Source organism: Neisseria uirgultaei, assembly GCF_962719845.1.
Lineage (GTDB): Bacteria > Pseudomonadota > Gammaproteobacteria > Burkholderiales > Neisseriaceae > Neisseria > Neisseria bergeri.
The window spans coordinates 22,322-35,764 of the sequence record NZ_CAUIYF010000012.1; the positions used below are offsets into that span (position 1 = coordinate 22,322).

At 51.6% G+C, this 13,443-nt stretch carries 9 protein-coding genes and 1 tRNA gene; 6 read left to right on the top strand and 4 right to left on the bottom strand.

Annotated features, from left to right (window positions below):
• Nucleotides 1–1,468: 1,468 nt before the first annotated feature.
• Both pilC and apbC read right to left on the bottom strand, forming a co-directional pair.
• Nucleotides 1,469–4,474: a PilC family type IV pilus tip adhesin gene (gene pilC / locus Q9J32_RS07925; RefSeq protein ID WP_304667604.1), complete on the bottom strand. Its 3,006-nt coding sequence runs from the start codon at nucleotides 4,472–4,474 to the stop codon at nucleotides 1,469–1,471.
• Nucleotides 4,475–5,821: 1,347 nt separating this feature from the next.
• Nucleotides 5,822–6,901: an iron-sulfur cluster carrier protein ApbC gene (apbC, locus tag Q9J32_RS07930; RefSeq protein ID WP_301883035.1), complete on the bottom strand. Its 1,080-nt coding sequence runs from the start codon at nucleotides 6,899–6,901 to the stop codon at nucleotides 5,822–5,824.
• 218 nt (nucleotides 6,902–7,119) lie between these two features.
• Between apbC and Q9J32_RS07935 the strand changes: the two genes are divergently transcribed.
• The 6 genes from Q9J32_RS07935 to Q9J32_RS07960 all read left to right on the top strand — a co-directional run bounded on the left by Q9J32_RS07935 (nucleotide 7,120) and on the right by Q9J32_RS07960 (nucleotide 10,914).
• Nucleotides 7,120–7,195: transfer RNA gene (locus Q9J32_RS07935), tRNA-Lys, on the top strand.
• Between the two features lie 79 nt (nucleotides 7,196–7,274).
• Entirely contained in the window at nucleotides 7,275–7,784 is a 510-nt protein-coding gene (locus Q9J32_RS07940; RefSeq protein ID WP_301883033.1) for a protein disulfide oxidoreductase, read from the top strand.
• A 340-nt stretch (nucleotides 7,785–8,124) separates the two neighbouring features.
• A complete protein-coding gene (gene nadR, locus Q9J32_RS07945) occupies nucleotides 8,125–8,565 on the top strand; it encodes a MarR family adhesin repressor NadR (RefSeq protein ID WP_061702827.1) in 441 nt (146 codons plus the stop codon).
• A 113-nt stretch (nucleotides 8,566–8,678) separates the two neighbouring features.
• On the top strand, nucleotides 8,679–9,179 hold the full coding sequence (gene hpaC, locus Q9J32_RS07950) for a 4-hydroxyphenylacetate 3-monooxygenase, reductase component (RefSeq protein ID WP_301883031.1): 501 nt from the start codon (nucleotides 8,679–8,681) through the stop codon (nucleotides 9,177–9,179).
• A gap of 17 nt (nucleotides 9,180–9,196) precedes the next feature.
• Nucleotides 9,197–9,892, top strand: coding sequence for an N-acetylmuramate alpha-1-phosphate uridylyltransferase MurU (gene murU, locus Q9J32_RS07955; protein WP_301883028.1), 696 nt, complete (start codon nucleotides 9,197–9,199; stop codon nucleotides 9,890–9,892).
• 644 nt (nucleotides 9,893–10,536) lie between these two features.
• On the top strand, nucleotides 10,537–10,914 hold the full coding sequence (locus Q9J32_RS07960; RefSeq protein ID WP_301817083.1) for a hypothetical protein: 378 nt from the start codon (nucleotides 10,537–10,539) through the stop codon (nucleotides 10,912–10,914).
• Nucleotides 10,915–11,429: 515 nt separating this feature from the next.
• On the opposite strand, the gene hpf is transcribed toward Q9J32_RS07960, so the two are convergent.
• The gene (gene hpf / locus Q9J32_RS07965) at nucleotides 11,430–11,723 is read right to left on the bottom strand and encodes a ribosome hibernation-promoting factor, HPF/YfiA family (protein WP_301817082.1); all 294 of its coding nucleotides are present in this window, start codon (nucleotides 11,721–11,723) and stop codon (nucleotides 11,430–11,432) included.
• Between the two features lie 74 nt (nucleotides 11,724–11,797).
• A complete protein-coding gene (gene rpoN, locus Q9J32_RS07970; protein ID WP_301883027.1) occupies nucleotides 11,798–13,141 on the bottom strand; it encodes an RNA polymerase factor sigma-54 in 1,344 nt (447 codons plus the stop codon).
• Between the last annotated feature and the right edge of the window lie 302 nt (nucleotides 13,142–13,443).

Sequence of the window (13,443 nt, forward strand, 5' to 3'; positions counted from 1 at the left end):
TGTTGATTTGAGTACGCCGCAGGGTGTTGCGTAGGGTAGGTTTCAGCACACCGATTCCGCCGATTCCAACACCTCCTCCATATCCCGCCATTTTCAGACGGCATCGGTTTGACGGCGTTTCATTTGCCGCCCCCCTCCCGAAAAACGCAAAAAATGCCGTCTGAAAGCACCGCAGGGTGGGCTTCAGCCCACCGATTCCATCAATCCCACATTTCCACCGTTTTCATCGAATACACCGAATCCGCCCCTTTTCACAATCCAGTCCTACGCAATTGAACCATCATTCCCGCGCAGGCGGGAATCCAGACCCGTCGGTGCAGAAACTTATCGGGTAAAACTGAAGGTTTTTCCAGTCCTGAGTCCTAGATTCCCGCCTGCGCGGGAATGACGGCGCATAAGTTTCCGTGTTGATTTGAGTACGCCGCAGGGTGTTGCGTAGGGTAGGTTTCAGCACACCGATTCCGCCGATTCCAACACCTCCGCCGTATCCCGCCATTTTCAGACGGCATCGGTTTGACGGCGTTTCATTTGCCGCCCCCTCCCGAAAAACGCAAAAAATGCCGTCTGAAAGCACCGCAGGGTAGGCTTCAGCCCACCGATTCCATCAATCCCACATTTCCACCGTTTTCATCGAATACACCGAATCCGCCCCTTTTCACAATCCGGTTCTACGCAACTGAACCGTCATTCCCGCGCAGGCGGGAATCCAGACCTTTCCGCACGGAAACTTATCGGGTATAACGGTTTCTTGAGATTTCACGTCCTAGATTCCCGCCTGCGCGGGAATGACGGCATCGGTTTGACGGCGTTTCATTTGCCGCCCCCATCCCGAAAAACGCAAAAAATGCCGTCTGAAAGCACCGCAGGGTAGGCTTCAGTCCACCGATTCCATCAATCCCACATTTCCACCGACCCTAACGATTCCATTAATGTTACCAAACCCACCAATTCCACCGAATACACCAATATTACCCATCCCGTAAATTCCCCAATTCCACCGAATACCCCGAATCCGCCCCTTTTCACAATCCGGTTCTACGCAACTGAACCGTCATTCCCGCAAAGGCGGGAATCCAGACCTGTCGGTGCGGAAACTTATCGGGTAAAACTGAAGGTTTCTCCAGTCCTGAGTTCTAGATTCCCACTTTCGTGGGAATGACGGGATGTAGGTTTCCTTAATCCCGCATTCTAGATTTCCGCCTGCGCGGGAATGACGGCGCATAAGTTTCCGTGTTGATTTGAGTTTTGGTATTTTTGCCCGACGGGGTGAAAAATACAGTTGCTACGGTTCGATGTGCGGACAAATCTGGATTCCCGCCTGCGCGGGAATGACGGCATCGGTTTGACGGCGTTTCCCCCCCCTCCCGAATTTGTCGGCGTTTCATTTGCCCCCCTCCGAAAAACGCAAAAAATGCCGTCTGAAGGGCTTTCAGACGGCATTTGTGGGGGAATCGGCCGTGCGGGCGGGTCAGAAGAAGACTTCGCGCCAGCTTACCCGTTTCATATTGCAGATCGGGCCGGCAACGTCCAAGTCGGACATATCGTTCATCAGCAGCGTGTGCACGCCTTTGCTGAAGAAGCAGCGGTTGCCGGATTTTTGGAAGGGGGTGTTGTCATTGCCGCTGCCGCCCGCGTCGCCGTCTGCCGTTGTCGGGTGATCGCTTGTTTTTTGGCTGTCCAAATAGCTTGCGGTCAGCAGTTTCGGATAAACATATCCGCTCGGGCAGACGGTTTCAGTGCCTTTTTCCATACAGCCCACGGGGATATTGTTGCCTTTTGCGTCTTTTTTCTCGCCGACTTTTTTTGCCACGCGGTTATCCGGTACGACGGGGCGCGCGCTTTTCTTCGTCAGCTTGCCGCCGTCGGCGGTATTGATGCCCAAGAATGCCGTTTCCGCGCCGCAGCCGTTGGCATTGTAGTTGCGGATGGTTACAAAGGCGGTACGCAATACCACGGTCGGTTTGACGGTAACGCGCTGTCCGGCTTCCAATTTCACTACCCAGCCCTTGTCGCCCGAGCCGTCAGACCTTTTGTAGTCGCTCAAGAACAGCGTATTGTTGCTGTCTTTTGTCAGCACTTGTTCGAGCAACCCTTTGCCCAGCCCGTCTTGTGCCGGCAAAGAGTCCGTATCGTTATCGAAAATACCGTAAACAGATTGGATTTCTTGGCTTGCCACATCTTCTTCGGTCAAATCGCTGCCCGTGCCGAAGATGACGACGCGTTTGTCTTTCAGTTGGGAAACGGCGGGCGCGGAAGTAATCGGCTTCGTGCCTTGGAAAATGGCGCGTGCAGACCATCTGGTCGGGTCGTTGCCGCCCAAATCAAAGCGGTACATATTCCCGCCACGGTCGCCGGCATAGGCGATATCGACAATGCCGTCCAAATCCGTATCGACAAGCGTGGGGGACGAAAGCCCGCCCTTGCCGCCGGGTACGGCAATTTTTGCAATCAGCGTGCCGCTGCTTTCCAAATCATACACATACAGCGCGGTTGTATTTTCTTGGCTGTCAATGTCCTTAGTCGCATAACCGGAGGCGAGGAAGGCGGCGTATTTGCCGTTGTGGGTTTTGCCGATTTGCGGCGTGCCGACGGTGTAGCCCAAGCCGTTATCTTTTACATCAAACAGGGAAACGCCGGTCTGGTTGCTTTCGGCTTTGGTCAAATCCAAGGCATACGCGCCTTTGCCGCCCTGACCCATCGCGCCGAACATAAACACGCGGTTTTGCCCGTTTAAGCCAACTTGGCGCAAGACAAAGCCGCCGTCCACGCCGTACAAACCGCCCGTGTAGTTTTCGTTGGCAAAGTTATGAAGGTCTTTTGCCAAAGTGGAATCCGCGTTATCCAAATCTTTGCGCGGCATTTCACCGGGGATGTAGCTGAGCTTCAGATTGTAGCTACCGTCATTGTTGCGTTTGAAAATATGCACCATCCCGTCGTTCGCGGCGGTTGCCAGATAGTCGCCGACCGCCGTTACCGGGCTGTTGACGATGTCGCCCAAATCGCGCTTGCCGTTGTCGCGGATGCGGTATTGCTGGCTATACAGTTTGCCGCGTGTTGAAGCGTCTATCGCATTGTTAAAATAGTTAAACTGATTGTCGTTTCCATCGCGCCTGTCGGTCCAGCGCAATAACACGTTTTTCCACTCTTGCTGATTATTCCCATTATCGCCGATACCGAACGTGCTATTCGTAATGCCGTTAATATTGCTGTCGCTCAAGGATACGCCGTTTGCCAAGCGGATTGCCGCCTTGCGTCCGATAAAGACGGGTTCGGTAAACCCTTTGCTTGGCAGATAATCCGCGCCGCCTTTTTTCTTATTGTCTTTATCCAAGGTGTAAAAGAGGATGCGGCTGCTTGCCGACTTGGGATCGGTAACGACCGCCGCCGCCTTGCCCGGGAAACCCGCGCCCAAAGGGGCGGGGGCGACGATGGCGTATTGGCTGCCGTCCGGGGCGGCAGCGGTATATTGAGGCCGCGTACAGCCGCCCGCGCCTATGCTCGGAAGCTGGAGTTTTACGTCGATATGACCTTGTTCATGTATCTTATACAAAGTACCTGTCCGTCCCCTGCCGTTTGCGTTATGCGGCATAAAGTTGAAGTCGGGCATATTAATCTCGCCCAGTTTGATTTCTTGGGCGTTGAGGTTGCTCGGAGTGCCCAGCAGATGCAACTTGGCGCGCATGGAGAAGGCTCTGCCGTTGCTTCTTTCCCCTGTCGGCTGGGTAATCATTTCGTTTATCAGCGTATGGTCATTATTAATGGTTATCCATTGCGGCGCAGTGCCGCTCGATTTAGTCAATTGGAAGGAAACGCCCAACCACGGATGGTCTTTCAGCTTGTATATCGGCAGACCGTCCGGACTGATTCCCGCCGATGTGGGATCGAGTGCGCTGTCCTTAAAGTTGAAATAAAATTTAAAAGGCAAATCGGGACACTGGCGGCTTTGATTCGACGATCCGGTCGCAACATTCTTAAGGGCACAGCTGATGCCGGTAAAATCGTAACCCATTTTCCCTTTGTGAACGGTCGTCAGCCAATTGTCGGTCTTGCGCCCCGCCATATTGTCGGCATCAAGCCCGGAAACCTTGCCCCACAGCGGGGCGGAACCGCCGCCGAGGATCAGCTTGCCGACCTTGCCCGCAAGTAGCGTGTCGGTGTTTGCGTAGGTAAATTCATTAGTTAGCGACAAGACAAAATTACATTCGGCAGATCCGGGCGTGATTCCCAAATCAGTACACACTTGTTTTAAACTTACTGAGCCAAATTTGCCTGATGGTATAGACAGTTTCTTACCTGTGCGTACGCCCTGACCGCCGGGTATCTTACCGCCTTCTACGCTGCCGTCGTCGTTGACGATAAAGTTGAAAGTTTCACTATCGCCCGCGCCGAACGCCTGTTGGGACGATGCCGCCAAGAGCATCGCGGTATAAATCGCGGTATGGCGGAGCAAGTGCCGTTTGGGTGTTTTTTTCATGCCGTTTTCCTTTTTTGGTTGAAACCTCGCCCTTTAGGGCGGTAGAATCAGACTTTGTTTGGGAGGGGGGTAACCCCTTCCAAATCAGGGCAACACATAGGGCGACGCTTTATGTGCCGCCCTGCGTGCTGAAACATAGGTTTCGCAGGGTGTTTCGCGGGTTTTGCAGGGAGGGCTGTAGGGCGGGCTTCAGCCCACTCTATGGCGCACCTTGCGAATCTGCCTTATAAAAAAACCGAACCGTCATTCCCGCGCAGGCGGGAATCTAGGACACGGAATCTCAAGAAACCGTTTTATCCGATAAGTTTCTGCGCCGAAAGACCTGGATTCCCGCCTGCGCGGGAATGACGAATCCATCCGCAGGGAAACCTGCACCGCGTCATTCCCGCAAACCTACATCCCGTCATTCCCACGAAAGTGGGAATCTAGAACGCAAAATCTCAAGAAACCGTTTTATCCGATAAGTTTCCGCACCGAAAGGCCTGGATTCCCGCTTTCGCGGGAATGACGGCGCATCGGTTTCCGTGCGGACGAGTCCGGATTCCTGCCCGGCTGTAAATATCGCAATATGCGCCGTGATGCGGATTTTCACGACAACCGTCATTCCCGCGCAGGCGGGAATCCAGAACACGTCCGCACAGAAACCTGCATCACGTCATTCCCACGAACCTACATTCCGTCATTCCCACGAAAGTGGGAATCCAGAACGTAAAATCTAAAGAAACCGTTTTACCCGATAAGTTTCTGTGCCGAAAGGCCTGGATTCCCGCTTTCGCGGGAATGATGAATCCATCCGCACGGAAACCTGCATCACGTCATTCCCACGAACCTACATCCCGTCATTCCCACGAAAGTGGGAATCTAGGATGCGGAATCTAAAGAAACCGTTTTATCCGATAAGTTTCCGTGCGGAAAGGTCTGGATTCCCGCTTTCGCGGGAATGACGGAGTATTGGTTTCCGTACGGACGAGTCCGGATTCCCGCCTGCGCGGGAATGACGGACGGGAACGGCGCACGGGCATTGCCGGAATCTTTTGTATTTCCATTATCATACTCTTTTTAATGCGCTATTCCAAGAATATGATGCCCTCCGGCGGTATCGCGCCTTGCGAAACCATAAAATACCTAAACCGTCATTCCCGCGCAGGCGGGAATCTAGAACCGTCGGTGCGGAAACTTATCGGGTAAAACGGTTTCTTGAGATTTTACGTCCTAGATTCCCGCCTGCGCGGGAATGACGGAGTATAAGTTTCTATGCGGACAAATTCAGATTCCTGCCTGTGTGGGAATGACGGCATATCAGCGGCGCGGAGTTTCAGACGGCGTTGCGGTTTCGGGGGCAGTGCTTTATTCGACGACGATTTTGGGGAAGCGGCTGCTGAAGTCTTTGCCTTTGTCGGCAATGCCCAGGGCGATTTGGAATGCGGCATCGGTGTAGATTTTGGCGATGGCGGGGTGTTCGTCGAACAGTTGTGCCGTCGTGCCGCCGTCCATCGCTTCGCGCACGGGCAGGCTTAGGGGGAGCTGTCCGAGCAGGGGGACGTTGAGGCGTGCCGCCAAATCTTTGCCGCCGTCCGTGCCGAACAGGGCTTCGCTGTGTCCGCAGTTGGTGCAGATGTGGACGGACATATTTTCCAATACGCCCAAAATGGGGATGTTGACTTTGCGGAACATATCCACGGCTTTGCGCGCGTCTATCAGGGCGATGTCCTGCGGCGTGGTTACGATGACCGATCCGGTTACGGGGATGCGCTGGGACAGCGTGAGTTGGATGTCGCCCGTGCCGGGGGGCAGGTCGATGAAAAGATAGTCCACTTCGTCCCACTCGCTTTGGAACATCAGCTGCTGCAAGGCTTGGCTGACCATCGGGCCGCGCCAGACGACGGCTTGGTCGGTATCGACGAGAAAGCCGATGGACATGACCTGTATGCCGTCTGAAGATTCGACGGGAATGAGTTTTTGGTTTTTCTGATCGGGTTTGCGGTCGTGTACGCCCAGCATCGTGGGCTGGCTCGGGCCGTAAAGGTCGGCATCGAGCACGCCGACGCGCGCGCCCATGCGCGCCATCGCAGTGGCAAGGTTGGCGGTGGTTGTTGATTTGCCCACGCCGCCTTTTCCCGATGCGACGGCAATAATGTTTTTTACACCTTTAATGGTGGTAACGCCGGGCTGGACTTTGTGTGTGCCGATTTCCGTGTCCATGGACAGATGGATGTGTGTGTCGCCTGTCAGCGGCATCAGGATTTCCTGTATGCGGTCGGCTGTTTCTGAGGCAATGTGCGCGACAGGGAAACCGAAATGCAGGGCGATATGGATGCCGTCTGAATGCTGTTCGACCGAGCGGACGGCCTTTTCGCTGCCGAGTGTGCGTGCCGTATTCGGGATGCCGACAGTTTCAAGGAGGGTGCGGATGTTTTGTATATTCATGATGTGTGCCTCTGTTCGCAAGTTGGGTGAGAGGAAGATAGACGGAAAGTGTACATGATTTTGGGCAGTTTGCTTTTTTCTTGTGTGAACTTTTACACGATATGGGCAGGATTGTGAAAATCCGTTGCCAAAATATTCCGTGCAAACAGCAGTCTGTAATTAAGTCTGTAAAAATTGCTTGACGGTGGGGAGAGGAGTTGTATAATGCACAGCTTATCGGGTCGTTAGCTCAGCCGGTAGAGCAGCGGACTTTTAATCCGTTGGTCGAGCGTTCGAATCGCTCACGACCCACCAGATAACCGGAAGCCAAGTTTTAAGACTTGGCTTTTTTGTTTGCCTGCCGGTTGCGCGGGCGTACCGTTTGCGGGGGCGTATGAAGAAAAAACTGCTTTCGGGCATCAAATTTGCCGTTCAGACGGCATTGGTGTTTTTGCTGGTGTCGCTGTTTTTGGATTGGGTACGCAAGCCCGACGAACCTGCCGGGGCGGCAGGGCGGCCTTTGACCCTGCTGTCGGGGCAGCGGCTGACTTTGGGACAGTTTAGCCGGGATAGGGCGGTGCTGGTGTATTTTTGGGGAAGCTGGTGCGGCGTGTGCCGTTATCAGTCGCCGATAATCGATGATTTGGCAGCGGACGGCGTGCCGGTCGTCGGTGTGGCGGTACGTTCGGGCAGCGCGTCCGAAGTGGCGGCATATATGGCAAAACGGGGCTTGGGCTTTCCGACTGTCAACGATGAGGACGGGGGTTTGGCAAGGTCTTGGCGGATTGTCGCAACGCCTGCCGTCGTTTTGGTCAAAAATGGGAAAATGATCCACTATACGACGGGAATCAGCAGCTATTGGGGTTTGCGTGCAAGAATTTTTCAGGCAGATGTTTTCGGTTAACCTTTGTTCCTGTTAAACTTTCTGCTGTGTAGAAAATCAAACGGAATATGCTTTGCGCGGCGGATGCGGCGGCTTTTGTTTTTTGGGAAAGAGCCGGCGCGCCTGCCGATGTAATCCCTTGTTGTGATTGTGGGAAAAATAGATTAAGATATAACTATTAAAATATTTTTAGATAGGATTATCGGAATTAAAGTCTTTTATACCCAGTCGTCCGATGCGGTTTATAGAGTATTGTTGCTATATGTTCGTTTTGTTATATAACGGTTGCATCAAAAATTACGCCCACAGGCTTTCCTGACGGTTTGAAAGTTTGATTTTCGATAACTTGGAGACTTAAACAATGCCTACCCAATCAAAACATGCGTCTATCAATATCGGTCTGATACAGGCAAGGGAAGCCCTGATGACCCAATTCAGGCCTATTCTGAATCAGGCGAATATTACCGATCAGCAATGGCGGATTATCCGTCTCTTGGCGGAAAACGGCACGCTGGACTTTCAAGATTTGGCGAATCAGGCGTGCATTTTGCGCCCCAGCCTGACCGGTATCCTGACCCGTCTTGAAAAAGCGGGGTTGGTCGTCCGCCTGAAACCTTCCAACGACCAACGGCGCGTTTATCTGAAGCTGACTGCCGAGGGCGAGAAGCTGTATGAGGAAATCGGCGAAGAAGTGGACGAACGCTACGATGCTATCGAAGAAGTGTTGTCCCGCGAGAAAATGCTGCTGCTTAAAGATTTGTTGGCAGAGCTTGCCAAAATCGAGGATGCGTTGAACTCGTAATACGCCGTAACGCGCGGAAACGTCCGCACGGCGGGATTCCGAATCAGGATTGCTGCACATAGGGGATGCCTTGTGTGCAGCATTCTTATATAGGGGACAGTTTAAGGGGAAAAATGACGGATTTGCAGAAAACTTTTCAAACTTCGTTCCGCGATGCGATGGCATCTTGCGCGGCAGGTGTTCAAGTCATTACGACAGAGGGATCGGCAGGACGTTACGGCATCACGATGACTGCGGTTACACCGGTTACGGATGAGCCTCCAACCGTGATGCTGTGTATCAACCGTAAAGCCCGTATCATCCCGATACTGTCGGAAAACGGCAGCCTCTGCATCAATACGCTGGCGGACGAACATCAGGATGTTGCCGAACATTTTGCCGGGCTGACCGGCCTGTCGCCCGAAGAGCGGTTTGCCTACCACATCTGGCATCGCGGCAAAACGGGACAGCTTGAAATAGAGGGCGCGTTGGCGCACCTGCACGGGCATATTGTCGGCAAACATGAAATCGGCACGCATTTTGTGTTTTACGTCAGGCTCGACGAAATCAAAAACTGCGGGTGCAAACGTCCCGCGCTGCTGTATTTCAGACGGCAGTTTAGGTCTTTAGACTGATATTCGGACAGATATATATGAAAGCGATGATACTGGCGGCAGGACGCGGCGAGCGTATGCGCCCTTTGACCGACACCACTCCGAAGCCGCTGCTCGATGTGGCGGGTAAGCCTCTAATCGGTTGGCACTTATGCCGTCTGAAGCAGGCAGGGTTTACCGAAATCGTCATCAACCACGCTTGGCTGGGTCGGCAGATAGAAGAGGCGTTGGGCGACGGTTCGGCTTATGGCGTGAACATCGCCTATTCGCCCGAACCTGAGGGCGGTTTGGAAACGGCAGGCGGCATCGCGCAGGCATTGCCGCTGTTGGGTGGGCAGCCGTTTTTGGTGGTCAACGGCGACGTGCTGACCGACATCGATTTTACCGCCGCGTTTCAGACGGCATCGTCCCTGCCCGAGCATATTTCCGCACATTTGTGGCTGGTGGAAAATCCCCCGCACCATCCCGACGGTGATTTTTTGCTGCTGCCGGACGGAAGCGTACAGTCGGAAGTATCCGGCGGCAACGGATTGACATTCAGCGGTGTGGGTATTTACCGTCCTGAAATGTTTGACGGAATCGAAGCGGGCAGTGTGGCAAAACTCGCGCCCGTATTGCGGAACGAAATGCGGCAAAACCGCGTGAGCGGACAGAAGCATACGGGCTTGTGGCTGGATGTCGGCACGGTATGCCGTCTGAAGGAAGCGCAAGCCGTTGCAGGGGCTTGGAAGTAAAACGGAACGGGATGCGGATTTGCGTTCCGTTTGTTTATCGTGTTTCCTTTTCGGTTGAAACCCCGCCCTTTAGGGCGGTAGAATCAGACTTTATTTGTGAGGGGTGTAACCCCTTCCAAATCAGGACGGCACATAGGGCGGTGCTTTATGTGTCGTCCTGTGTGTTGAAACATTCAAACACCGATGTCTTAGCCTATATTAAAAAATTATTAAAAATCATTCATTTATTTTCACAATATTATATTTAATATTATTATCGATAGCTTCCTTAAAAATTAGTATACTATTTTCAATTATCTTCTTCTCTAATTCAAACTCAAATAAATCGTTGCAATCGTATTCATAGCTATAATTTGAAAATGTATTTTCACGTAATTTCCATAAAAATGAAACACGATTTTTATTATTAAAATAATACATTTGATAATCATCAAATGAATCCCCAAGCCCTACAATATATTCACTAGTGGTCTCATCATTGATTAGATAATAAAATTTCCTATTGGTATTGGAATTAATAATATCTTCCGGTAATCTAATTTGATTCGATAAACATCGCTCAAGGCGGGCTATAAATACGGGAATAACAGGACAACCAATGTGCTAATATAGCCACATGAATTGATTGAACAGGAGTGCTTGAAATGAAAAAATTATTGATGGTTTGCGCATTGGTTGTTTTGACTGGTTGCTCTGCTTTGAATACTGGCTCAACCACTGTAAAACGCAGTGGCTCTCGCTATACGGCAGAGGAAATCCGCACCTACTTGTACAAAATACAAAATGATTTTCCGGGCTGTCCTTTTATCTTTGAAGGGCGTTTGGAAGAACGTTATGGGGCTTGTCGAGTTTGGTGGAACACTCGTGAAGAGACAGCGCGACTTCAAGCCTATCGTGAAGGTCGTATTACGCAATTGGAATACTGCACTGATGTATGGTACAAAAATGGCGGTAGGGATGTCGGTGGAGATTGCCCCGATTCTGTTCGACCGAAAGACCGAATTTTCATCAGAAGATATTAAAGGAAACCCCAGCAAATGCTGGGGTTTTAGTTTGCCTTATTTATTCGGCGTTACCGGTGGTGTTGGTTGTATCGGTGTAGGCGATTGTACCGATGACGGACTAACATGAATTACCGCATCATTGTAGCCATACCGTCCACTGTAGGTCTCATCATTAAATGTTCCTAGCGGTATAGAATTTATCCAAATTCTCAATGGTATTGTGGAATAATAGGATTTTATTGGTAGCTTGGTTACTTCAATAGCAAAAAATTTCTTACATCCAAATATCATAATTAGTATCCTTTTCGTATTTCTTTGGGGATTGTGCCTATATAGTGGATTAACAAAAATCAGGACAAGGCGACGAAACCGCAGACAGTACAAATAGTACGGCAAGGCGAGGCAACGCCGTACTGGTTTTTGTTAATCCACTATATCGGAGGACGGTTTTGTGCCCCGATATATCGGGCAACAAAATGCCGTCTGAAACGGAAACCTGTTTCAGACGGCATTTTGCCGTTACGGACTTTCGGTCAATGGCGGATTTCGCCGCTTTTTTCTTTGTGTTTCAATACGGCGCGGTCAAGTTTGTCTGTCAGGGTGTCGATGGCGGCATACATGTCCTGACCGTCGGACTCGACGTGCAGGTCTTTACCGGCAAGGTGTACGTCTGCCTCGGCCTTATGGCCGGCTTTTTCCACAGACAGCGTTACAGTTATAGAAATGATGTCCGAAGCGTGGCGGTTGATGCGCTCCAGTTTCTTGGAAACGTGGTTTTTGATGGCTTCGGTAACGTCAAAATTCAGACCGGTGATTTTCAGATTCATGATACAGCTCCTTCGGTGGGTTCTGTCCGTCGGCGACGGAACGGAAAAACGGGTTGTAGCATTGTGTTGAAAAATTATTCTGCGGTTTTGCGTTTGTGTGCTGCCGGAATCTCAAGGGATTCTCTGTATTTGGCAACGGTGCGGCGGGAAACTTCCATACCGCGGAAAGCCAGCAGGTTGGCGAGTGCCTCGTCAGAATAGGGCTTGCGTTTGTCTTCGCTGCTAACAAGCTGGGAAAGCGCGGCTTTAACGGCGTGTTGGCTGACGGCTTCTTTGCCTTCTTCCATTTGAACTGCCTGCGTGAAGAAATAGCGTAGCGCAAACACTCCGCGCGGGCAAGACAAATATTTTTGGTTGGCCGCGCGGGAAACGGTACTTTCCGCCACACCCAATTCGGCGGCGGCATCTTTCATCAGCAGGGGGACGAGTCCGATTTTGCCAAAAGTGAAAAAGTCTGCCTGATGTTTAACGATGTATTCGGCAAGGAGGACGACGGTTGCCTTCCTCAATTCGAGCGAATCGATACGCTGTCTGGCTTCGCTGATTTTTTCCTTCCATTCGGGGGAAAGGCCTTCAGACGGCATCAGTTCGCAATATTCGCGGTTGAGTTGCAAGGCGGGTTGGGCATCTTCGTTGAAGCGCACCTTCCAGCCGTTTCCATCCGCTTCCACCCAAACATCGGGTCGGATATACGGCACGGGCGCGGCGGAGGCGAAACCGGCGGCGGGAAAGGGATTGAGCGAAGCAATGAGGTCGAGTGCGCTTTCCAGCGTGCCGCTGTCGGTTTGCGGAAACCGTTTGTGCAGCCGGGCAAGGGTTTGGCTGCGGTTGCCGTCTATGCTGTCGAGTGCGGTTCGGACGATATGCAGGGCGGCGGGTTTGGCAGCACATTCGCCCGATCTTTCTATCTGCAGTATCAGCGATTCGTTCAAATCGGCGGCAGCCACGCCTGCCGGGTCAAATTTTTTCAATGCGGTCAACGCGTGTTGCAGCATTGCCTCATCCAACATCCACTCCAAGGGTGTATGGTCGAGGATGTCTTCAATGCTGTCGGTCAGATAACCTTGCTCGTCAAGGAAATCGATAAGGATGTGGACGCAGGCGGCTTCTTGGTCGGAAAGCGGGTGTTCGCAAACCTGCGCGTGCAGGTATTGCTTGAAATCCTCTTCGCCGGCGATGTTGGACAGCATATCTTCGCCTTCGTCTCCGCCGATTTGACGCGCGGGCGCGGTGTAATGGGAAAACCCGGCATCGGAAAATTCATCCGTTTCTTTGCGTTCGAGCAGGGGATTGTCCGACAGCCAGTCCTCAACCTCGCGTTCAAGTTCGATACCCGACATCTGCAATACGCGCAAAGATTGTTGCAGCCGCTGGTCGAGCTGCTGGGTCTGTTTGAGCTTTATTCCGAGTAAGGTCATGATAATGTGGGGAAAATTGTTATTTTCAGCCTGCCGGCGCAAAAAAATGCCGCAAAGCGTCATTGCATTATAAATGGTTTTAATGGGCGGGTTCAGATTCTGTCCGATAACAAAAAACAAACGGAAATCAAAAACCGATTGCTTATAACAATATTAAATCGATTTCATAGTTTTAATAGCGAAAATCTTGGTGTATAGTTGCTTTCATAGTTTAAATAAAAGGAAAACAAAATGTCGATTCAAGAAATTTATTGCAATCAAGAAACCAGTTACGAATACGCTTTCCGCCAAATCGTACTGTA